The organism is Neptuniibacter sp. QD48_55, assembly GCF_047778115.1.
Lineage (GTDB): Bacteria > Pseudomonadota > Gammaproteobacteria > Pseudomonadales > Balneatricaceae > Neptuniibacter.
In genome coordinates, this window is sequence record NZ_CP180555.1 from 983,846 (window position 1) to 1,005,580 (window position 21,735).

At 44.2% G+C, this 21,735-nt stretch carries 18 protein-coding genes; 8 read left to right on the top strand and 10 right to left on the bottom strand.

Annotation, left to right across the window (positions count from 1 at the left end; all coding sequences use genetic code 11):
* Positions 1-92: 92 nt before the first annotated feature.
* The gene (locus tag ACMXYW_RS04400; protein WP_415905357.1) at positions 93-968 is read left to right on the top strand and encodes a DMT family transporter; all 876 of its coding nucleotides are present in this window, start codon (positions 93-95) and stop codon (positions 966-968) included.
* A 22-nt stretch (positions 969-990) separates the two neighbouring features.
* Here the strand turns inward: ACMXYW_RS04400 and ACMXYW_RS04405 are convergent, their stop codons facing one another.
* Entirely contained in the window at positions 991-2,280 is a 1,290-nt protein-coding gene (locus ACMXYW_RS04405) for a diguanylate cyclase (RefSeq protein ID WP_415905358.1), read from the bottom strand.
* A 70-nt stretch (positions 2,281-2,350) separates the two neighbouring features.
* Positions 2,351-3,181 (bottom strand): cupin domain-containing protein, encoded by an 831-nt coding sequence (locus ACMXYW_RS04410; RefSeq protein ID WP_415900399.1) that lies wholly within the window; start codon positions 3,179-3,181, stop codon positions 2,351-2,353.
* A 150-nt stretch (positions 3,182-3,331) separates the two neighbouring features.
* Here ACMXYW_RS04410 and ACMXYW_RS04415 point away from each other — a divergent pair, with 150 nt between their 5' ends.
* From ACMXYW_RS04415 to ACMXYW_RS04445, 7 genes are all read left to right on the top strand, one after another.
* Positions 3,332-3,808: a YHS domain-containing (seleno)protein gene (locus ACMXYW_RS04415; protein ID WP_415905359.1), complete on the top strand. Its 477-nt coding sequence runs from the start codon at positions 3,332-3,334 to the stop codon at positions 3,806-3,808.
* A gap of 5 nt (positions 3,809-3,813) precedes the next feature.
* Positions 3,814-4,152 (top strand): thioredoxin family protein, encoded by a 339-nt coding sequence (locus ACMXYW_RS04420; protein WP_415887322.1) that lies wholly within the window; start codon positions 3,814-3,816, stop codon positions 4,150-4,152.
* Position 4,153: 1 nt separating this feature from the next.
* Positions 4,154-4,444 carry a DUF2282 domain-containing protein gene (locus ACMXYW_RS04425; RefSeq protein WP_415881950.1) on the top strand — a complete coding sequence of 97 codons (291 nt, stop codon included), beginning with the start codon at positions 4,154-4,156 and terminating at the stop codon, positions 4,442-4,444.
* A gap of 21 nt (positions 4,445-4,465) precedes the next feature.
* Entirely contained in the window at positions 4,466-5,377 is a 912-nt protein-coding gene (locus tag ACMXYW_RS04430; RefSeq protein WP_415905360.1) for a DUF692 domain-containing protein, read from the top strand.
* Complete coding sequence (locus ACMXYW_RS04435; protein ID WP_415900402.1) at positions 5,367-6,134, top strand: putative DNA-binding domain-containing protein; 768 nt, start codon at positions 5,367-5,369, stop codon at positions 6,132-6,134. The genes ACMXYW_RS04430 and ACMXYW_RS04435 overlap by 11 nt, the downstream gene beginning before the upstream one ends.
* 41 nt (positions 6,135-6,175) lie before the next feature.
* Positions 6,176-6,658: a DoxX family protein gene (locus ACMXYW_RS04440; RefSeq protein ID WP_415900403.1), complete on the top strand. Its 483-nt coding sequence runs from the start codon at positions 6,176-6,178 to the stop codon at positions 6,656-6,658.
* An 88-nt stretch (positions 6,659-6,746) separates the two neighbouring features.
* Positions 6,747-7,202, top strand: coding sequence for an HPP family protein (locus tag ACMXYW_RS04445; RefSeq protein WP_415905361.1), 456 nt, complete (start codon positions 6,747-6,749; stop codon positions 7,200-7,202).
* Positions 7,203-7,205: 3 nt separating this feature from the next.
* Here ACMXYW_RS04445 and ACMXYW_RS04450 read toward each other — a convergent pair whose 3' ends face one another.
* The 8 genes from ACMXYW_RS04450 to ACMXYW_RS04485 all read right to left on the bottom strand — a co-directional run bounded on the left by ACMXYW_RS04450 (position 7,206) and on the right by ACMXYW_RS04485 (position 21,734).
* Positions 7,206-9,872 carry an EAL domain-containing protein gene (locus ACMXYW_RS04450; protein ID WP_415905362.1) on the bottom strand — a complete coding sequence of 889 codons (2,667 nt, stop codon included), beginning with the start codon at positions 9,870-9,872 and terminating at the stop codon, positions 7,206-7,208.
* Between the two features lie 397 nt (positions 9,873-10,269).
* Positions 10,270-11,325: a DUF3549 family protein gene (locus tag ACMXYW_RS04455; protein ID WP_415905363.1), complete on the bottom strand. Its 1,056-nt coding sequence runs from the start codon at positions 11,323-11,325 to the stop codon at positions 10,270-10,272.
* A 102-nt stretch (positions 11,326-11,427) separates the two neighbouring features.
* On the bottom strand, positions 11,428-12,609 hold the full coding sequence (locus ACMXYW_RS04460; RefSeq protein WP_415905364.1) for a diguanylate cyclase domain-containing protein: 1,182 nt from the start codon (positions 12,607-12,609) through the stop codon (positions 11,428-11,430).
* Between the two features lie 122 nt (positions 12,610-12,731).
* On the bottom strand, positions 12,732-12,971 hold the full coding sequence (locus ACMXYW_RS04465) for a hypothetical protein (protein WP_415905365.1): 240 nt from the start codon (positions 12,969-12,971) through the stop codon (positions 12,732-12,734).
* A complete protein-coding gene (locus tag ACMXYW_RS04470) occupies positions 12,968-16,105 on the bottom strand; it encodes an efflux RND transporter permease subunit (protein ID WP_415905366.1) in 3,138 nt (1,045 codons plus the stop codon). Before ACMXYW_RS04470 ends, ACMXYW_RS04465 begins: the two co-directional genes overlap by 4 nt.
* Positions 16,106-16,108: 3 nt before the next feature.
* Positions 16,109-17,197: an efflux RND transporter periplasmic adaptor subunit gene (locus ACMXYW_RS04475; protein ID WP_415905367.1), complete on the bottom strand. Its 1,089-nt coding sequence runs from the start codon at positions 17,195-17,197 to the stop codon at positions 16,109-16,111.
* Positions 17,198-17,388: 191 nt separating this feature from the next.
* Complete coding sequence (locus ACMXYW_RS04480) at positions 17,389-18,669, bottom strand: TolC family outer membrane protein (RefSeq protein ID WP_415905368.1); 1,281 nt, start codon at positions 18,667-18,669, stop codon at positions 17,389-17,391.
* A gap of 14 nt (positions 18,670-18,683) precedes the next feature.
* The gene (locus tag ACMXYW_RS04485; protein ID WP_415905369.1) at positions 18,684-21,734 is read right to left on the bottom strand and encodes an efflux RND transporter permease subunit; all 3,051 of its coding nucleotides are present in this window, start codon (positions 21,732-21,734) and stop codon (positions 18,684-18,686) included.
* Position 21,735 lies beyond the last annotated feature (1 nt).

Below are 21,735 nucleotides of genomic sequence, written 5' to 3' on the forward strand. Positions count from 1 at the left end.
CAGAAGCGATGGGTAAGTTATCGGAATCGCTAGCTCCAGTGAATTTCCATGGTATGGTGGTCTGACTATCAGTTGTGGATGTTTGAACCATCATGAATAAGGATGTGCAGACCCTTAAAGTTTTTATATATACCTTAATCGCTTTGATTGCTTTTGCCGGTAATTCTGTTTTATGCCGCTTAGCATTGGGAGATGAGGCAATTGATGCTGCAAGTTTTACTTCTATTCGATTGCTGTCAGGCATTGTTATTTTACTGGCTATATTCATCTTTATGAATAGAGGAAAAGCCAATGCAGCAAAGGGCAGTTGGAAAGGTGCGTTTTTTCTCTTTGCCTACGCTATCACTTTCTCTTATGGCTATATCACTCTAGAAACAGGCATAGGAGCCTTGGTTTTATTTGGCTCGGTTCAGATATCTATCATTCTAATTAACATGCTTAAAGGCAATAAACTCCATTCAATGGAGTGGATAGGAACGATCGTTGCGTTTGCTGGGTTTGTCTATTTAATCTTCCCTAGTTTAGCGACACCTTCGGCTGTTGGGTTTGGCCTGATGACAATGGCTGGTGTGGCTTGGGGCTTCTATACCTTAGCAGGGAAGGACTCTAACAATCCTTTGGGGGATACGACCTATAACTTTTTACGCACACTGCCTTTTGTATTGATTTTGGTTTTATTGAGCTTTGATGATGCGTCTTTATCTACAGAAGGCATTTGGTTGGCGATTCTGTCTGGTGGCTTAGCCTCGGGGATTGGTTATGCTATTTGGTATCAGGCTTTAGGCTCGTTATCAGCGATTCAAGCTGCGGTTGTACAGTTGCTAGTCCCAGTGATTGCAGCAGCAGGTGGTGTTGCCTTTGCGGGTGAGGAAGTTACCTGGCGTTTAGTTATCGCCTCAGTTGTAGTTCTGGGTGGGATCATGATCGTGATTACAGGTAAACAGATTTTAGAACGTGTGAAACAGTAATGCAGAGCATAGTGTTATTGCTTTAATAGGACTTGCTGACTAACTGGTTCCTGCCGTTTTCTTTAGCTTGATATAAAAGCTTATCGGCTCGTTTATAAAGATCGCTGACCTGGGTTTTATCGGTGAGGTTTTGTGTGCAGGATAATCCCATTGATACGGTGATAAATTGATTAGCGCTGTTCTCTTTATGAGGGATTTTTAGCTTTTCGATTTTTTGTCGAATACGATTCGCAAAAATATCAGCGGCTTCTTTGCTTTCTTGAGTGAAGACAACTGCAAACTCCTCCCCGCCAACGCGGAAGCAATAATCCTCCCCTTGACGAATATTATCCTTGAGCGCCTGGCTTACTTTTTTTAGAACATGGTCACCTTTTAGATGGCCATATGTGTCGTTATAGGCTTTAAAATGGTCAACATCGAGGATAAGCAGGCAAAAGTAAGTTTTCTGCCTTTTGGCGCGCTCTAGGACTGCTTGGGATAAGTATTGGAAGTTACGGCGATTGAATAGGTCGGTTAGGGCATCGGTAACCGCGAGTTTTTCAATTTTTTCTTCTAGCGTGCGAGCCTCAGTTATATCGATATGTACTCCGTTCATGCGAATGGCATTGCCATTTTTATCTCTAAGGAATACCCGACCAACATCATGTATCCAGCGCCATTTGCCATCACCGCATATCATGCGAAATTTAGCGTCATAAATTTCGGTTTCACCATTCAGGTGTTTTTCGATCAATTCAACCGTAGGTTCTAAATCATCAGGGTGAACGATAGAGGACCAGCGCTCAAGACCATCGATTACCTCAGAGAAGAGCGAATCATCCTCTCTGAACTCATCATCTTTATATCTCTTCTGAGTAACCCAGGTTTTATTAGCAATGATTCTGCCTTCTTGTGGATAGAAATCCCAACAGCCAATGTTGGCACCATTTACAGCATCATCTAAGCATTTTATGGTTTCTTGGTTTTGCGCTAATTGGTTTTTTAACTCTTGTTGTGCGGTTACATCGGAAAGGGTACTTAAGATATTTTCACCATGTTTAACTAATCGCATTTCGAAATACAGATCGTCTTTTTGATAGTGAAAGTAGATTGGTTGATCGGTTGAGGCATTAGAGCATTGCTGAAATAGTTCTCGTAGCTGTTTAGCTTGCTCTTGATTGAATAGATTGAAAATCGATGAACCTTTTAAAGCACTTTCAGATAAACCACGAAGCTCTATCTCTTTGCGATTTAAGAAGAGATAACGGCCCTCATCTGAGGTTAGCTCTGCAATACCTTGTGGCTGTTGATTGAGTATTTCTAAAAGATCCATAGCGTCTCAGGTACAAAATTGCGACTACAAGTTCCAATTTATTATAGGCAGAACTTGTATACCAGCTCGATTATTTTGGGCCTAAATAATTTTTTACCCATTGCTTAGGTGTGACACCAAAGTGCTTTTTAAAGACTTTGGCCAAGGAGGACGCATTTTCATAGCCTACTTGGTTGGCGACGAGCCCCACGGGGCGATTATTTTTAAGTAAACCTTTCGCTAGCGCCATTCTTAGCCCAGTCACATACTCCATAGGCGCTTGACCTACTGTATCTTTGAAGAGCGCGGCAAACTTCGAGCGAGACATAGCTGCGTTCTCGGCCATCTCTTCAACCGTCCACTCATATTCAGGCTTCTCTTTGATCTGTTGCATCAGCTTGCTGAGTAGAGGATGGGAGTCGGCCGCAATTAAACCTAACTCGACCGTGCCGTTATCAATCACGTAGCGAAGTACCTGCACCATAAATACATCACATAAGCGATCGATCATCAGTTGCTTGCCATGCTGTTCTGCAAATGCCTCTTCGAAGATTTGATGAGCTGTATTCGAAATAGAACCGGCTTCCTCTATATGGATGCAAAGAAACTTAGGTAGATAGTTGGCTAAGAGTTTTTGGTGGGCAGGAGGTAACTTAACAGTCGCACAGACTAGTTTCGCATCTTCAGATGGGGCTATCGTGAGTTTGTGATTAGTTCCGCTGGGGAAAAAAATCACATCGCCGGTATGCAGCTCGATCCTGTGATCTTCATCTGTCGTGAGTGTTAACGATCCTGATTCCAGAAAATGTAAGTAGCCCGATTCCTTATCGTCATCAAATCCGGTAATACCGCAGAGGCTACCACTGAAAAAAACCTCGGCATTGATCTCTAGGTTTTGCAGTAATTTGCTCAGTGTATCCATAAAACCTCCTTTTTGGACGATTGGCTCTTTTTGCTGGATTTAGAGCGGCCTTTCCCTCGGTAGTTCCCCGTAATCTATATCTCAAGAACAGCGCAACATATTTACCAATATGTCTGAGTGTTCATTAAACCATTAACCGAGGAAAAAGAAATGAAATTTACAAAGACTTTGAAACTAGCAACAGCTGCCGGCGCACTTCTTCTTAGCAGCATGAGCTATGCGGCATCTGTAAACATTGGCACTAACGATGTTGCTATTCATGGTTACGACCCAGTTGCTTACTTTACTAATGATAAAGCGGTTGAGGGTTCTGCAAAATTTACAGCGACTCATGATGGTGCAATCTACCGTTTCGCAAGTGCTAAAAACCGTGATCTGTTTAACGCCAATGCCGACAAATACGCACCTCAATATGGTGGTTACTGCGCGATGGGGGTGGCTTTAAACAAAAAGCTAGATGTTGATCCAAAAGCATTCCATATCGAAAACGGCAAGCTGTATCTGAACTTGAACAAAGACGTGCAGAAAAAATGGCTTACTGATGTACCGGGCAACCTAAAAACAGCAGATCGTATTTGGGCAGGTATTGAAGATCTATCTGTAGCAGCTGCAAACGCCGAAGACTAATTCTCATGCCTGAGTCGAGACTTACGTTTTCAGAAAATGGACATGAGTACTCGCAACCTTTAGCGCTGATCTGGTTCAGCGCTAAATGGTGCGGTCCCTGCCAACAGATGATTCCTGTCGTTAATAGTTTGGCAGAGCGATATGCCGGTGAACTTAAAGTTCTAAAAGTGGATGTAGATCAACAGCAGGAGTTAGCTGCTAAATTCGCGATTAGAGCAGTTCCCACGTTAGTACTCTTGGCAAAAGACAAGGCGTTGGATCAGCAGGTAGGGTCGGTGCCATTAAAGCAACTTGATGAGTGGGTTGCACAACATTTATCAATTCAGAAAGAACTGGAGAAGTGAAATGGATAATAAACAACGTATTGCTACAGCAGCGTTAGCCGTTGCTCTGACTTCGATTGCAACTGTACCTGCAGCTCATGCTGGTGGAAAAGAAAAATGTTATGGCGTTGCGCTAGCTGGACAGAATGATTGCGGCAATTTGGCAGGTACTCACTCTTGTGCGGGCCAATCCAAAGTGGATAACGACCCAGGTGAGTGGAAGTTAGTCGCGAAAGGTACTTGTAAAGATATGGGTGGGCTACTGAAAGCTGAAGCTAAGAAGCGTTATCAGGAAGCTCAGCAGAACTCATAAGGTTTAATCAGGAGAGAGAAGATGTCCAGTTTAAGCACAGCTAATAATAGCGATGAACCAGGTTTATCAAAGATTGGAGTCGGGTTGCGTCACCCTCACTATAAGGAGGCGTTACTAGGGACATCTTCCATTGATTTTGTGGAGATACATGCGGAGAACTTTTTTGCCGAAGGTGGAATGCTACCTGAGTTGTTGAGTGATATAGCCCTTCAATATCCAATCAGTCTGCATTCGACTTCCATGGGCTTAGGCTCTGCCGTGGGTGTCAACGGAGATTATCTGCAACGTTTAAAGCAACTGTCACAGCAGATTAACCCCATATTGATCTCTGACCACGCTTGCTTCACTTGGAGCAATATCAATGGAAAATCTGTGCATGCTGGGGATCTTCTACCTCTTGAATTTACTCAACAGAGCTTGCAGGTAATGGTTGATAACGTGAATCAGGTCCAGCAGTTATTAGGGCGTCAGATTTTAGTTGAGAACTTATCTGCTTATGTGGAATTCAACTTTTCTGATATGAGTGAAACCGAGTTTCTATCTCAACTGGAAGATAAAACGGGATGTGGCTTATTGGTGGATCTCAACAATTTGCTAGTAAATGCGCGCAATTTTAATGATCAAAAGCCATTAACTGTAGCCCGAAAGTGGTTACGAGAAATCCCTGCTAATGCTGTGGGCGAGATCCATCTGGCAGGTTTTACCAAGGTGAAAGAGGGTGAATTGATCATTGATGATCACAGTCAGCCAGTATCACCTGAATGTTGGTTGCTCTATCGCGATGCGGTTGCCTTGTTTGGTGCAGTTACCACCCTAATCGAATGGGATAACAATTTGCCTTCTTGGAGCACACTGCTTGATCAAGCTGCAAAAGCGAGATCTATCTCCACGGAAGTTCACTATGACACTGGGAGGCTCTCTTATGCTGTCTGATTCAACATTGCTCGTTCGTCGTCAAGCTGCATTGATGACGTTAATTTTTTCGAAAGATGAAAGCGATACAGCGACTGACCGAATAAGTCAGGGGTTAAAAATTTATCAGAATAATCTCCTGATGACTGCGGCAAGAGCGATCTCTTTGAAGTATCCAGTACTGGAGAAAATGGTGGGTAATGAGACGATTATCGCTTTTACCGATCAGTTACTTAAAAAAGAGTTACCTAATACAGGGGATTGGGCTGATTGGGGTGTGATGTTGCCCGCGCTCATCTCAGAAAGTCCTCTGGCTGATGATCATGCCTATCTGTCTGAAATCGCCCGTTTGGAGTGGTTTGTACATCAGGCCGCGAGAGGAAAGGCTACTCATTTAGAAGTGGAGACGCTTTCAAGCTTAACTGAAAGTGATTTGGACGCCGTCTCACTTCATCTATCGCCGACTTTACAGGTCATGGAAAGCCATTTTCCTGTGTATGAATTATGGAATTTACATCAGGTACCAGAGGGCTCTGAGTTCGATGAGGGTGAGCTTTATCGCTTGCTGGTGGGAAATTCGGCTCCTCATTATTCAATGGTATTTCAACAGGATTATCACGCGCGTATTAAAACGCTAACGGTTCAAGAATATGCGTGGTTTAAAGATGTTCTGGCAGGCATGAGTGTTGAGCGTTTATTAGGTAAGCACCAAGAGATTGATTTTGTTAGCTGGATTGAACAGGCGATAAGCCAGCAATGGTTGGTTGCCATCAAGTAAATCGAAATTCAGTTATTAAAGGTTTTTGAGAGGTTTGAGAGATGATTTCTATCGTTAGTAAGTTTTATAAAGGTTATTTAGCTGGGGAAGGTAAATTGGCTAAAACTCATGATCTTGTGTCGTTAATTGCTCGTTTTTACGTAGCGCAGGTGTTCTTTAATGCCGGTCTGACCAAAATTCAGGATTGGGATACAACGTTATTTCTATTTGAAGAGGAGTATCAGGTTCCGTTTTTACCTTTTGAGCTGGCGGCTTATTTAGGCACTTTGGGCGAGCTGATCTTACCTGTTTTGCTAGTCACTGGTATTTTGACGCGCTTTTCTGCTCTTGGCCTATTTTTTGTGAATGTAGTCGCTGTGATTAGTTTGGTCGAAATTGCACCAGCGGCACTGTATCTACATTACATCTGGGGACTCGTGCTTGCGCAAATCATTATATACGGTGGTGGTGTGCTTTCTGTCGATCACGTTTCCAACAAGTTTCTACTTAACCGCCACAAGGCTGAAATGGAGCCTAGCCTATAGGCTTTATCTGTAGGTACTTTTAGAGAGGAAGTGACTGAACAATCAGTCACTTCTTTGCTGAAAAATTTCACTTTTTATTGAGGTTAATATGAAGCAGATCACTACATCCATCGTTGCCGGATTTGGCGCTGCTGTTGCTATAGGTTTGTTAGCCCTGCTGGAAACATCATTTAAAGACATTGCGTTTTTAATGGCGCCTTTTGGGGCAACTGCTGTGCTGGTATTTGGGGTACCGCATAGCCCTTTGGCCCAGCCGAAAAATGTGATTTTAGGACATTTGATTACTGCCTTTATCGGCATTTTATTTAGCCAGTTTCTTGAAGTGAATCCGCTAACTCTTGCTATTGCGACAGGACTTGGTGTGAGTGCTATGTTGTTGAGTAAAACAACACATCCGCCGGCGGGTGCTAATCCAATCTTAATTATGTTATCCAGTCAGGGGTGGGCCTTTCTAGTAACACCAGTTTTGATTGGCTCGATTATGATTGTGCTCGTGGGAAAGATTTTTCAGCAGACGCAGACAAGATTGCAGCCTGCTGAATAATGGCTAACTACAAGGCTGTTTAACTTGTTTGGTTAGCATGGTTTCAAAGACATCGGGTGTGACGGGTTTACTAAAATAGTAACCTTGGGCCATATCGCAGTGTTTATTCTGTAGTAAATTCATCTGCTCTTGAGTTTCTACCCCTTCCGCAATAACTCTTAAACCAAGACCGTGAGCCATATCGATGGTGGCGTAAACTAGCTCTAAATCGGCAGGGTCGACAGAGATATCACTGATAAAACTACGATCGATTTTGAGGGTGTCAAATGGATAACTTCTCAAATAACTGAGGGAGGAATATCCAGTACCGAAATCATCCATAGATATGCTGACGCCTTGCTCATTGAGTTTTGCAATCGCTTCATCAATATCCGCGTGTTGTGCCATTAATACACCTTCGGTAATTTCTAGCTCTAGGTTAGAGCCGAGAATTTGATGTGTTGTCATCTGTTCAGTGATGTAGTCGATCAATTGAGGGTCTCTAAACTGACGCGGTGATAGGTTGATAGCAATATGGAATTGCGGCAGCAATGTTTTGATCCAGTGACTGCTCTGATGCATCGCTTCCTTAAGTACAAACTTACCGATGTTTACGATTAAACCGGTATTTTCAGCAACAGGAATAAACTCAGAAGGCGGTATATTTCCTAATGTTGGCGAGTTCCAACGTAATAAGGCTTCTGCACCGACAATTTGTTGTGTATCTAGGTCGATTACGGGCTGATATAGGACATGCAGCTCTTTACGCTGAAGAGCATTGTGTAATTGCTCTTCTAATAACAAACGGCGCTCAGCCCCTATATTCATCTCTTCGGTGAAGTAGTGATAGCTATTACGGCCTTGCGCTTTAGAGTGATACATTGCCGAATCGGCATTACGTAGAAGCTCAGCAGGGTCCGTTCCATCGTTCGGATAAATAGATATGCCAACACTCATAGTCAGCATAATCTCCCTGCCATCCACATTCAGCGCTTTACGGAATTGGGATACTAGGTTTTGTGCAATTGGCTGAGCTTGTTCGGCATTCTCTAAATGGTTGAGTAGGACAATAAATTCATCGCCACCCAAACGGCCAACAGTGTCTATCTCTCGTACCGATTGCTCTAATCGCTTAGCTGCTTCAACCAGAATTTTATCACCCGTGGCATGTCCGAGCGTATCGTTAACTTTTTTAAAGTCGTCCATATCGAGGAAGAGGACAGCTACAGAGTGCTTCTTTCTTCTCGCTTCAAGGAGCATAGTTTCCAAACGGTTAAGAGAAAGGAAGCGATTAGGCAGGTTAGTTAAGCTATCAAAGTGCGCTTGGTGAAGAATCTTCTCTTCTTGCGCTTTCTGTTGTGTAATATCCTGTTTTACCGCTAAGTAATATTTAGTTTTGCCTTCTGAATCGTGCACGGGCGCAATATGGGCTTCCTCCCAGAATATCTCTCCATTTTTGCGCTGATTTTGGAACTCACCACGCCATGCTTTGCCTTGAATTAGGTGCTGCCATAATTCTGCGTAACGACCAACCGGTGTGCGACCGGACTTTAATATTCTGGAGTTTTTGCCAAGAACTTCTTCTTTATCGTACCCAGTGACCTTTTCAAATGTCGAGTTTACGTACTCTATCTGACCATCCAATGTGGTGATTACAACAGATACGGGGCTTTGCTCTATAGCTTGAGACAGGGTCAGGATATGTTCTTGGGCTTTGCGTTCTTCAGTAATATCTCGGCTAATGCCTACTAAGCCTTGTAGTTGACCATCTGTATCCCAGAAAGGCATTTTGAGGGTGTTTAAGAGTATTCGCTCGCCCGATTGATTATCACTCCACTGCTCCTGACTATTAGAGGCAAGGTGGTCGATAACGTTTTGTTCTTCTTGCTCATTTTTAACCGCTTGTGCTTCTACAAATAACTCATAATCAGTACGGCCGGTAATTTCTGCTTCGCTTTTACCTGTAAAGTCTTGGAAAGCGGTATTACAGCCAAGGTATTTACCTTGCGTATCTTTAATAAAAATATGATCAGGTAATGCGTCGATTAAACCTTTCAGTAGACCCCGTTCACGGTTTAGGTTTTGCCGGCTGATCAACACTTCCTGTTCAGCATCCCGTCGGTCCTGTTGTCTTCTAAGAATTAGGCCAAGAAGCATAGTACCGATGGGATAGAACGTCAGAATGGTGGGTGCAATCGCGGCGATGATCTTGAAGCGTAAATCAGCAGGCATGAACAGAATCAAACCTAGTACAACGACTTGTACCACTAGGCCCAGCAGATACAAACGCCACCAGTTCAGGGGTTGTTGATATTTATCACTTAGATACCGCCAAGATAAGCCTATGGCGGCTGAGAAGATAATCACTGATGAGCCAACATAAATTCCTGCCCCTCCCTGAAAAATTCGCAGACTTACCGCCATTACTACGGCGATGCAGGTAGGTACAATTCCAAAAAATAGACCGCATAAGCTGATTAACACCCAACGCGCATCAAAAAATACCCCAGGTTCTAATTCCCAAGGGGTCAGCATGACCGCCATAGCAAGCAGGCCGACTAATACGCCAGAAATACTGTCTCGAAGTAAGTGATTGCGGATGTTTTGCAGGCCTAGCGAGTCATAAACGATCCCCATTGCGAGTAGTAGGGCGACGTTATTGATTAGGCCTGTAAAACTAGAAGTTTCCATGAATATTAATGTTCTCTTAAAACCTGATGACTCAAAAACAAGGCTATCTGAAATCGTTGATTTAAAGCCTTACAAAAAACATGTAAATAAGAATAATCATATAAATAATAAAGTGTTAGGGTGAAGATCAATAAAATGATTATCCATTCCAATACCTATGACTCAAAAACCTGATTGGTCAAGTCACAGGTTCCTTCGGTTTTGTATTCCCACTCGAGTACGCATTATTTAAACGGATTGGTACATTTTCGGAGTGGTCGTAATTTCAGTATAGAAAGGAAATCAGACTCTGCAGCCTGAATTGCGGATAGCTTTATGAAAAATAAAGAAATATTAGGAAGGAGCAGGGCGGCTGGAGCACCTTAGGAGAAGATAGGTCATTCCAGCCGTGGAAATATTACTTAAAGTTAGCGCCAAACATCTCGCCAATCGCTTGGCTAAGCGCTTCACTGCGCTCTTCGTTACGGAATTGCATCAGGATCAGTGCACGTAGCGCTGGCATAAACATCAAGTCAGATAGCACACGAGAGAAGCCTGCTTGGCCTGCTTTACCTATTGCGAGCTTTTCTAAGAATAAGTGCAGTGTTGCTGGTTCTTGAAGTGCTTCATGGCAGCGAGTTGCAATCGAGACGATCACTTCTGCTTCTAGTGCATAATCACTCTGTAAGATCTTATTGATGATCTCTTGCTTTCTAGGTGTATTGCGCGCATTTGAGATGCCACGGGTAATGGCTGCAATGTGATTGGCGTTCGCTGTCCCACGCTCTACTGTTTGTTCTGCACGTAAGCTTAAAGCTTCAAATAGCTGGTGGTCCGGCTCGATGCTTTCTATGCAGGTGCACAGCACTTCGAATGGCACATCGGGTAGAAGCGGGATGGCTTTAGTTAACAGTTTACTGTTGTTACTTTTCTCGTGGCGCACAACCAGATCAGCGATACCTTGATAACCTAGAGATTGCCAGTTATCAAAACCGATTTGACCTGCAAAATACTGTTCTGCATGTTCATAGTATTGTGAAGCAGGTTCGCTTGAGGCTAGCGTAGAATAGGCATGGAACAGAGCCATTTTTTCCTGATCAGGTTTGAAAGAAAAAGGATTATCTTTCAAAGCATCCTCTGGCATCTCACCCGTTTTCTCATGTTGTAGGATGCCACCGGCGTTTTTAAGTAGACGGCTAAGCAGATCATCACGTACAGCCTGGATCAGAAAGCCTTGCTCATCTAAAGGTAGCTTTAGAAACCAAGCTGCGCCTTGTTCTTTGTTTTTAGGATTCCAGATCATTAAGGCTATCCATGCGTGCTGTAAATATGGATAGGGATAAGGTGTCTGCTGGTTCTCTATCTTTTCAAACTGTTCAGTCGAAAGTTTTTGTACACGACGGCCCATATCGAAAAAACGGACCTGACCGCCACTTTGGCGAAGAAGTTGAGATAGTGAAGAGATATCAGACATGATGGGCACCTTAGGAATGAGGCCCGCAATTTTAGCAGTTCTGGAGTGGGTATCAATATAGACCAGAAGTGCTCATTCTTTAGATAGAATTAATACAGTGAGTTAGATAATGTAAAACTGATTTTTACCCATTTTTTTGGCTTGATACATCGCTTTATCCGCCAAAGTAATCGCCTCCTCTGCGTTTATATCTTCTAAAGCGTAGATATAAAGGCCGATGCTGGCCGATAGATTAGCAGTGCTGCTCTCAATGGGTATGTCTTCATTGATAATGGTTAGTATCTTTTGAATCACTGCAATGGCTTGGGTTGAGGATTCAATTTCAGACAGAATTAGTAAGAATTCATCGCCGCCTAATCGACCTAACATATCTGAGCCGCGGATTACTTTAGATATGCGATTGGATATGTCCTGCAAACATTGATCGCCGATATCATGGCCGTAGGTATCATTAATCGGCTTAAAATCATCCAGATCAATAAAGATGATGGCAACCTTATGTTGTTTACGTTTAGCCGCAGCGAGCACAATATCAAGTTGATGGAGTAAAAATCTACGGTTAGGAAGGCCAGTTAAATTGTCATGACAGGCTAAATGACGAAGTTCTTGATTGGCTATTCGGATCAGTTTGTTCTGTTTCGAAGTCGTGGCCATGACATAGACAGCAAATAAGAAACCTCCCAGTATGATCAATACCATTCTAACGATGAGTTTGGAGAGTAAGACTTCCATTTTGTGAGATGAATCTTGCCAGATCTCTTCATTTTGAGCTTGTTGTAAACTAATAAAACGATCTAGAAGTCCTGCAATGGTCGTTTTGTCTTTCAGTACTTTACCTAGCTCAGATCTAAAGTCTTGAACTCGATTGTTGTTGAGTAGTTCAGAAAACGTTCTCAACTCAGGCGCTCTGTTAGCAGCTTCTTTGTCTAGTTTTGTAATGATGATCTGCTCGGGGTGATCTAAGTCTGTATTCAACAAAGTTAAACGTGATTTGTGATATTCACTTCCCTGACTGTAAAACGTATTGAACAGCTGTTTTCGCTCTTCTGGCGTTTCAAGTAAGGTCATCTGCCAAAGCAAGATAGCTCTTTCTCTGACGGCTGCGCGCATCGCCATAGCGGTGCGTAGTTGAATGTCGTTATTGCTGCTGGCAGTGGTTAATTCGGCGCGTAAACTGGCATATTGCTGGTAGGAAAAAACGGAAGTGTAGATAAACGCTAGAAAGATAGCGCTGAAGCCAATTAGATAGAAAAAGAATCTAAAGCCTGATTCCCGCTGTTCCATGTCTTTTCGCCAGTCATGTGGTGAATAACAATTAACAGTCTAGTTGATTTTGATTTATTCGGGATTGAGTGGCAGAAATAGAGGTCAGGTGAGAATGTGGGGCATACTCACCAAATCATTGTTTATTGTTTGCATTCACCAGCGATAACAAAACTGACATCAGGCTTCGCACAAGCTGAACAGCTGTTGGAATAAGTTTTGGTTTTACCGTCTGAGTGATGCCCGCATGCGGGTGTGTAATCCATGGTACACATCTGAGGTCGAGGATCTTCGCAAACCAAAGCTCCCTCTGGCATAGATGGCTGGGATTGACAGCCTGCTAACATCAGTGCAGCAATGCTCATCAAAATTAACTTTTTCATACTGAGTCTCCTGATTGGGCATTGTCTGAAGCAGATTTCCTTTTAACTTTTTCACGTAAAGTTTGCATCGCTACAAATAGAGCAGGAATAAAGAATATACCGATGACTGTTGCTAGAAGCATACCGCCAAACACAACAAACCCTATGGATATTCGGCTAGCAGCACCTGCACCAGAAGCCGTTAGCAAAGGCATTACACCTAAGATAAAGGAGAAAGCGGTCATCAATACAGCACGATAGCGTAAGTTAGCTGCTTCATTAGCCGCCTCGATAATACCTTTGCCTTCTTCACGCAATTGCTTAGCAAATTCCACAATCAAGATAGCAGACTTACTCGCAAGACCAATCAGCATAACCATGCCGATCTGGGCATACAGGTTGTTGGTCAAACCTGGGATCAGCCATAGCGGCAGAATCGCACCTAAAATGGCGACAGTAATAGATAGCATCACCGCAACCGGAATAGTCCAGCTTTCGTATTGAGCGACTAAGAATAGGTAAGCGAATAGGATAGCTAGCGAGATGATGATGATTACAAAACCGCCGGCTTCTTGTTCTTGCTGAGTGCTTCCCGTCCACTCAAGAGCATAACCATCAGGCAAAGTTTCTTTGGCTAGTTGTTCCATCAAGTTAATACCGTCACCTGTCGCCATGCCGGGAGCGAGGGTTGCAGTCAACGAAGCTGAACGTGATTGGTTGTAGCGCGTTAAAGATTGTGGGCCCAGTACCGGTTTTACTTCGACAAGTGCGCTTATCGGCACTAAATGGCCTTGGTTGCTCTTAACATTAAGGCTATTTAGATCGTCAATATTGTCACGGAATTCAGCATCAGCTTGTAACATAACCCGGTAGTTGCGCCCGAAAATATTGAAATCGTTTACATACTGAGTACCAAGCTGAGATTGCAATGTGCTGAATAAGTCACTCATCGAAACGCCCAAAGAGAGCGCTTTATCACGATCTACTACCAGCTCCAGTTGTGGAACATTAGCAGAGTAGGTGGAGTAAACTCGGTCAAACTCGGCCTTTTGGTTCGCTGCGAAGATGAGCGAATTTGTAGCGCGAGCAAGTTCCTGAGGCGATCCATTTTTAAGATCCAACAGAATTGCCTCTAGACCTGCGGCATTACCCAAACCCGGAATTGGTGGAGTAGGGAAGGCCATAATATTTGCGCCTGGGATCGTCGCTAATTTCTGATTGAGTTCTCTTAGAATTTTGTACCAAGCCATTTCCGGTGCAGTACGTTCATCCCAGTGGGTAAGCACTGGAATTGCTAGTGCAGCATTTGGTGCCGCGCCACCTAAGATACTAAAGCCTTTAATGCCAAGACGGTTTTCTACACCCGGTTGTTCTTCGAGGGTTTTGTCAATCTGGGCGACTATCTCGTCGGTACGGTTGAGTGATGCACCATCAGGAAGCTGAACGTTAACAAAAAAGGCACCATTGTCTTCATAAGGCAAGAAGCTGGTCGGGGTTGTGGTGAACATATGGTAAACACCGCCGCCCATTGCTGCCATCAAACCCATACTTAACAGTAAGCGCTTGTTCAAAAAGTTAACTTTGTTCACGTAGCCTCGACGGGTCCAGTCGATTAGCTGATCGAACTTTTTGAACAAGCCAGTCGGTTCAGTCGCCGGTTTTAACAGAAGGGAGCAAAGCGCAGGGGATAAGGTCAGTGCATTTAGGGATGAGAAACACACCGCAACCGAGATGGTTACTGCAAACTCTGTATATAGCTTACCTGTTATACCTGGCATAAAGGCAACCGGAACAAATACTGCTAAGAGTACAAGAGTGGTCGCAATGACGGGCCCGATGACCTCTTTCATTGAGACAGCAGTTGCTTCTTTAGCTGATAAGCCTTCTTGCATATGGCGTTTAACGTTTTCAACCACAACAATGGCATCATCAACCACGATACCTATTGCCAGAATTAAGGCGAAAAGGGAGATGGTATTGATGCTAAAACCAAGTATCGAAAGCACGGCAAAGGTGGCAATCAACGATACAGGAATTGTGGCTGAGGGTATGAGTGTTGCGCGCCAATCGGCAAGGAACAGGAATGTTACCAGTACTACAAGACCAAAGGTAATAAATAGAGTCTCGACTACTTCTTGTAGTGATGCTTTTACTGAAAGCGTTGTGTCATAGAGAATTGCGTATTCCATATCATCAGGAAAACGCTCACTTAGACGCTCTAGTTCAGCGTATACATTGTCAGCCACCTCAAGTGCGTTCGCTCCTGGGCTTTGATAGATCGCAACAGTGGCTGCAGGGTTGCCATTCATAATTGAGGACGCACTGTAGCTTTGCGAGCCAAGTTCTACTCGGGCTACATCACGAAGGCGAACAGAAGCACCGTTTTCGCCTGTGCGAAGGATGATGTTTTCAAACTCTTCAACTGATTCTAAGCGGCCTTTAGCGCGCAGGTTATATTGGAACTGCTGATTTTGCGTAAGAGGTGGCTGTCCAATAATACCTACAGACGCTTGGATATTTTGTTGTGAGATGGCGTTGCTGACATCCTTAGGTGAGAGCCCTAATGCCTTGAGGCGGTTAGGGTCTAACCACACTCGCATACCGTAATCCATCGGGCTGAACTGTGATGCCGAGCCAACACCATTAATTCGCGCCAAAGCATCTTGCACATAAAGTGTGGCGTAGTTACTTAAAAACAGCTCGTCATATGTGTTTTCAGGAGAGTAGAGGTTAATCACCAGCAACATGTTAGTTGCTTGTTTCTTAGTCGTGACCCCTTGTCGAACAACTTCTTGCGGTAAAGACGCTTCGGCTAAAGCCACACGGTTTTGTACATTGATGGCCGCTTGGTCTGGGTCCGTACCTACAGCAAACGTGATATCCAGCGTGTAACTACCATCATTAGCTGAGGTGGAGGACATATACAGCATGTTGTCCACGCCATTAACTTGGGCCTCAATAGGGGTCGCTACTGCTTGCTCCACCACTTCTGCGTTAGCCCCAGGGTATTTCGCTTTGACTTGTACCTTTGGCGGCGTTATATCAGGGAACTGAGCTACGGGTAGGCCGTAGATCGCCAAAGCACCGGCAATCATCAACACAATGGAGATGACCAGAGCAAACTTAGGCCGATTGATAAAGAAGATCGAGAACATGGCTTACTCCGCTACTGCATTAACTTGAATGCCTGGTTTAACCTTCTGCAGTCCTTCGGTGATGATTAGATCACCTTCATCTAGGCCTTTAAGTACTTGCCATTGACCTTCTACTTGCGGCCCCATTTCTACGCGAGTAACTGTGACTTTATCTTGTTGATCTACTTCGAGCACAAAGTAACCATTACGGTCACGTTGTACGGCAGATTGCGGTATTTGGATACCTATTTCTGGTTGTTTACGCTTAATCTCTACGTGAACAAACTCACCTGGCAATAACAAGTATTTTGGGTTTTCGAAGCTTGCACGCAGTGTAATCGTATCTGTATTAGGATCGACTTCAGGTGAGATGAAATCGAAGCGACCTTGCTGCTCATACACACTACCATCGGACAATATCAACCGCGGCGCAACGGGAGGGTTATCTAAATCAATCCCTTTGCGGCGCGCATCCAGCATCAGCTTTTCACTCACTGCCATTTCGACATAGACTTCATCTATCTTTACGACTGTAGCTAGCACACCACTTTCAGGGCTGATCAAGTCGCCAACAGAGAAGTTCGCTTTACCGATACGACCACTAAACGGAGCTTTAATCTCGGTATAGCTTAGGTTTAATTCCGCTTTCTTTAATCCTGCTTCTGCTTTTAAAACTTGCGCACGGGATTGGTCACGGTCTGCTACAGCCTGATCGAACTGGGATTGCGAAGCCGCCTTGCGTTTTCGCAGTTGGCTTACTCGATTAAGGTTAGTTTGCGCGTTTTTTAATCCGGCTCTTGCCGAGGCTAGATCTGCTTCAGCTTGTTTCAGCGCGATTTCGTAGTTAGCTTTTTCTACTTTAAACAACACTTGATCAGCTTGAACATCACGACCTTCAGTAAATAGGCGATCTTCTAGAAATCCAGATACACGGGCCAATAAGTTAACGCGTTGAGTTGCCTCAATCCGTCCAACCAGTTTAAAGGTTGGGGTCAAATCCGATGTTTGAACCTTGTGTACTAATACCGCAGGTAAAGGTTTCTCGTTGGCATTAGCGGTCAGTGAAGTGGCAGCCAAAGCAGTTAGAAGAGTGGCTAAAATGATCTGTTTCAAAACAAGCTCCTTTGAGAAACGTTAATCCTAGGTACAAATCGGATTAAATTAGATGCGCTTTAATTAGATAGCAGCTTTTGATGAATATAACTAACTATATCTATAAATACTGAATAGATTAAATACCTACTTACCCATACATTCCCTTAACGAATAACGGGTGCCTAAGCACCCGTTATTGTCATAGCTGCTTACTGCAGCCAGCTGTCGAGTTCGTTTATATCTTCAGGGTTTAGCGTGCCTAACTGCTGTTTGAAGGTGATGAGGTTCTGTACAAAGTCGAAACGGGCATTGGCGTAATCGCGTTGCGCTGCATAAAGCTGCTGCTCGGCTTGCAATACATCTACCACATTACGCGTACCTACTTTGTAACCCTCTTCAGTCGCTTCTAAAGCGGTTTGGCTAGATTTAATACTTTGGTTTAGCGCTTGAACGCTTAAAGCGCCGGTACGTAAATTACGTAAAAGGCTTCGAGTCGTTTGAGTCACTTCGCGAAGTGTATCTTCACGGTTAAACTGGTTTTCAATTAAGCGCTGTTCCAGCTCGCGGCTGCGTGAACTCACTGAGCCGCCGGAGTAGATTGGTACTGACAGAGTTAGGCCGATTGAAGATGTATCAGTACTGTCATCGTTGATCGCAGTACCATTATCGTAATCATAACTAGCTGTCAGGTTCAGCGTTGGATAGTGACCTGCACGACCAGCCTTTGCTGCTTGGCGTGCTGCTTCAGATGAGCGATCTGCAAGTTGAAGCGCCAAGTTGCCTTGCCAAGCTTTTTCTAACCAAGGTTGGGCTTGAACAGGGACCGGTTCTTCAATTGGGTACTCTTCAGACAATTGACCAACGGTATCAAATCCTTGGCCTGTTAAGCGCTCTAAGGCTTCGTAACTATTTTCTAAATTACCTTCAGCGGCAATACGGGCTACACGAGCATTGTCGTATGAAGCCTGAGCCTCTTGTACATCGGTATTGGCGATTAAGCCGACATCATATTGAGCATTAACTTGATCTAAGCGGCGTTTAATTGCGCGTTCTTGAGCTTCAGATGTTTGTAGGTCGCTTTTCGCCCTTAGCACACCAAGGTAAGCTTCTACAGTACGGTTGATCAGTGTTTGCTGTTCCAGTTCAAACTGTAGTGTGGCTTGTTCTGAGATCACTTGGCCCTGTTTGAAGGTAAACCAAGCAGCCGCATTAAATACCGGTTGGCTTAGGGATAGGGTATAGCCGTGGTTGTTATAATCAGCTGTATCGGAATCAATCGTTGTTGTGTTGGCGCTCAAGTTCACATTAGGCAATAAGCTAGAGCGGTTTTGGATTTCGATCTCTTTGCCAGCGTTAAATGAAGCTTGCGCTGCTTTTAACTGTGGATCATTAGCCAAAGCGAGTTGGTAGATATCTGCTAATTCACCTGCAGAAACGCTGCTGACAGCTAGAGAAAGGCATGAAACCTGAAAAAGCTGCTTTATATTCATAAACTTAAATATCCTTAAACTTGTTCTGGCTGAACTTCCTTGAAAGTTCGCTTACCTAAGTAACTATATACGGTAGGAATGACAAAAAGGGTCAATAACGTTCCGAATGTCATACCGCCAACAATAACCCAGCCGATCTGATGGCGCGATTCAGCACCTGCGCCCATAGCAATTGCTAAAGGTACAGCACCTAATACTGTTGCGCCTGTCGTCATCAGTATAGGGCGTAAACGCAAAGATGCCGCTTCTATGATTGCGCTGCGTAGGTCTCGCCCTTGATCTTGTAGCTGATTTGCAAACTCAACGATCAGAATACCATGTTTAGTGACTAGTCCAACAAGGGTAATCAGACCTATTTGGCTGTATACGCTGAGAGAGCCTCCACTGAAATGTAGCGCAAAAAGTGCACCAAACACCGCAGGTGGAACCGATAGCATAATAATCATCGGATTTTTAAAGCTTTCAAACTGAGCAGCTAGTACTAGGAATACGACAATCAATGCCAGTGCAAATGTCACCTGCATGCTGCTGCTAGACTTCTTGAATTCTCGCGAAGGCCCGGTGTAATCATAGGTTGCCTGTGGCGCGATCTCTTGCAGACTTTGCTCAAGGAAGTTGAGCGCTTCACCTAGGCTGTAACCAGGAGCAAGCTGGGTTTGTATTTTTACCGCCTTCACTTTATCAAAGTGATTAAGTTCACGTGGTGCAACGCTTTCACGTAGTTCTACAAGGTTTGAGAACTGAACCATTTCGCCGTTTTGATTACGCATGTATAGATCGGTTAGGTCGCTTGGGTCACGGCGCTGTTGATCATCAACCTTTACGATAACTTCGTACTGTTCACCGGCGCGTTTAAAGCGAGTTACTTCGCGGCCAGCCATGTAACTTTCTAGGGTTCGACCCAGATCAGCGACATCGACGGACATCTCAGATAACTTATCGCGTTTCACATCGATCTGGAATTCCGGCTTATTCAGCTTAAGGTCGGAATCCGGTTGGGCAAAGCCTTTATTACTGTGGATTTTCGCCATTAACTGATCGGTGATCACTTTCAGGTCGTCATAAGTACCATTGGTTTTAACGATAAATTCGACCGGGCGTGAAATAAAGCTTTGACCCAAAGACGGTAAGTTGAGAGAGAAACTCATAATACCTGGAATACCGCCATAGAGCTTTGGTGTTTGCTCTTGGCCAATCGCTTGCTGTTTACGATCACGATCTTCCCAGCGTTCTAAACCTTGGAATACCATAGCATTGGTTTCAGATGGGAAACCGACCACCGCAAAGTAACGGACTGTTTCTGGGGTTTGGCTGATCGTTGCTTCGATTTGGCGTGTGTAACGATCAATATAATCGACGGATGCACCATCTGGAGCGATAGCAAAGTTCAGAATCGTGCCTCTATCTTCATAAGGTGCCAGTTCCTGAGGTAACTGGGTATAAAAGTAAGCTGCGCCACCAAAACTCGCCGCCATAATGACGATTGCGAGTAGGCGAGAGCTTAGCAGTTTATTTAGCAATGCCTGATAGCGATTGGTAATGCTTTGAAGGAAGCTTTCTATCAGATTAAAAATCGCACTGTGTCGCGTTTCATGTTTTAGCAATCTCGACGACATCATCGGCGATAGGGTCAAAGCCACAAAGGTTGAAACAACCACCGCGCCAGCAAGTGTCAGGGCGAATTCTGTAAATAACTTGCCTGTTCGCCCTTCAGAAAAGGCAACAGGTGCAAATACGGCAACCAGCACCACTGTTGTTGCTAACACTGCGAAACCGATCTCTTTTGCACCCTTAAAGGCCGCTTGAATAGGCGTTTCACCCGCTTCAACATGTCGATAGATGTTTTCCAGCATTACGATGGCATCATCCACAACCAAACCGATCGCTAAGACCAGTGCGAGTAGGGTCAATGTATTAATACTGAAATCCATCCAGTACATCATCGCAAATGCACCCACCAACGAGAGTGGGATAGTAACCACCGGAATCAGGGTTGCTCGGATATTACGAAGGAAGAAAAACAGTACCAGAACAACCAAAATACCCGCTTGGATCAACGTGGTATATACCGATTGAATGGACTCATCGATAAAGATCGAGGAGTCATAAGCTACTTCTACATTCATACCTTCTGGCAATGTCGGACGGAGTTTGTCTAATTTGTCGCGAATACCTGAAGATACATCTAGAGGATTTGCTGTGGATTGTTTTACCACACCCAGTGCAACAGCACTTTCTCCTTTATAACGCGTGATACGTCTAACGTTTTCCGGTGCGATTTCAACCCGTGCTACATCTTGAATTCGAACAGGGTAGCCATCTTCATTACGAATAATTAGCTGTTTAAAAGCTTCTATATCGTTAACGTCTGTTCTGGCAAGTAGAGTGAACTCACGTTCTTTACTTTCGATACGGCCAGCAGGAATCTCAATATTTTGACGGCTAAGTGTTTCTTCGATATCTCTAGGAATAACCTTGAACGCAGCCATGCGAGCAGGATTTAGCCAGATACGCATCGCATATTTTCGTTCACCGAAGATCATGACATTAGCTACACCTGAGACGGTTTGTAGCTGATCTTTTACCTGCTGATCGGCTATATCTGATACTTCCATGATGTTATGGCGATCAGAGTTGAAGGCAAGCCAGATAATAGGTTGGGCATCGGCTTCTGTCTTCGCAACTACCGGTGGGTCAACATCATCTGGTAGTTGGCCAATTACGCGACTTACGCGATCTCGAACATCCGCAGCGGCAGAATCAGGATCGCGATCTATTTTGAAAGTGATACTAATCTGCGAATTTTCTGTTCGGCTAATCGAGTTCATGAAGTCGATACCCTCAATTCCGGAGAGAGAGTCTTCTATGATCTGAGTAACCTGCGTTTCGATAATCGATGCACTTGCGCCGGGGTAGGTAGTTTCAACCGTAATTACCGGTAGATCGATTTTTGGGTATTCTCGAACGGTTAAGCGATCGTAAGCAAGTAGACCTACCAGCAGGACCAGTATGCTCATTACCGTCGCTAGGACGGGTCGTTTAATACTGATTTCAGACAGAATCATA

Bases quoted from the DNA above. Each gene is read 5' to 3' on its own strand.
- ACMXYW_RS04400 (WP_415905357.1), top strand. From the start codon at position 93: ATGAATAAGGATGTGCAGACCCTTAAAGTTTTTATATATACCTTAATC.
- ACMXYW_RS04405 (WP_415905358.1), bottom strand. From the start codon at position 2,280: ATGGATCTTTTAGAAATACTCAATCAACAGCCACAAGGTATTGCAGAG.
- ACMXYW_RS04410 (WP_415900399.1), bottom strand. From the start codon at position 3,181: ATGGATACACTGAGCAAATTACTGCAAAACCTAGAGATCAATGCCGAG.
- ACMXYW_RS04415 (WP_415905359.1), top strand. From the start codon at position 3,332: ATGAAATTTACAAAGACTTTGAAACTAGCAACAGCTGCCGGCGCACTT.
- ACMXYW_RS04420 (WP_415887322.1), top strand. From the start codon at position 3,814: ATGCCTGAGTCGAGACTTACGTTTTCAGAAAATGGACATGAGTACTCG.
- ACMXYW_RS04425 (WP_415881950.1), top strand. From the start codon at position 4,154: ATGGATAATAAACAACGTATTGCTACAGCAGCGTTAGCCGTTGCTCTG.
- ACMXYW_RS04430 (WP_415905360.1), top strand. From the start codon at position 4,466: ATGTCCAGTTTAAGCACAGCTAATAATAGCGATGAACCAGGTTTATCA.
- ACMXYW_RS04435 (WP_415900402.1), top strand. From the start codon at position 5,367: ATGCTGTCTGATTCAACATTGCTCGTTCGTCGTCAAGCTGCATTGATG.
- ACMXYW_RS04440 (WP_415900403.1), top strand. From the start codon at position 6,176: ATGATTTCTATCGTTAGTAAGTTTTATAAAGGTTATTTAGCTGGGGAA.
- ACMXYW_RS04445 (WP_415905361.1), top strand. From the start codon at position 6,747: ATGAAGCAGATCACTACATCCATCGTTGCCGGATTTGGCGCTGCTGTT.
- ACMXYW_RS04450 (WP_415905362.1), bottom strand. From the start codon at position 9,872: ATGGAAACTTCTAGTTTTACAGGCCTAATCAATAACGTCGCCCTACTA.
- ACMXYW_RS04455 (WP_415905363.1), bottom strand. From the start codon at position 11,325: ATGTCTGATATCTCTTCACTATCTCAACTTCTTCGCCAAAGTGGCGGT.
- ACMXYW_RS04460 (WP_415905364.1), bottom strand. From the start codon at position 12,609: ATGGAACAGCGGGAATCAGGCTTTAGATTCTTTTTCTATCTAATTGGC.
- ACMXYW_RS04465 (WP_415905365.1), bottom strand. From the start codon at position 12,971: ATGAAAAAGTTAATTTTGATGAGCATTGCTGCACTGATGTTAGCAGGC.
- ACMXYW_RS04470 (WP_415905366.1), bottom strand. From the start codon at position 16,105: ATGTTCTCGATCTTCTTTATCAATCGGCCTAAGTTTGCTCTGGTCATC.
- ACMXYW_RS04480 (WP_415905368.1), bottom strand. From the start codon at position 18,669: ATGAATATAAAGCAGCTTTTTCAGGTTTCATGCCTTTCTCTAGCTGTC.
- ACMXYW_RS04485 (WP_415905369.1), bottom strand. From the start codon at position 21,734: ATGATTCTGTCTGAAATCAGTATTAAACGACCCGTCCTAGCGACGGTA.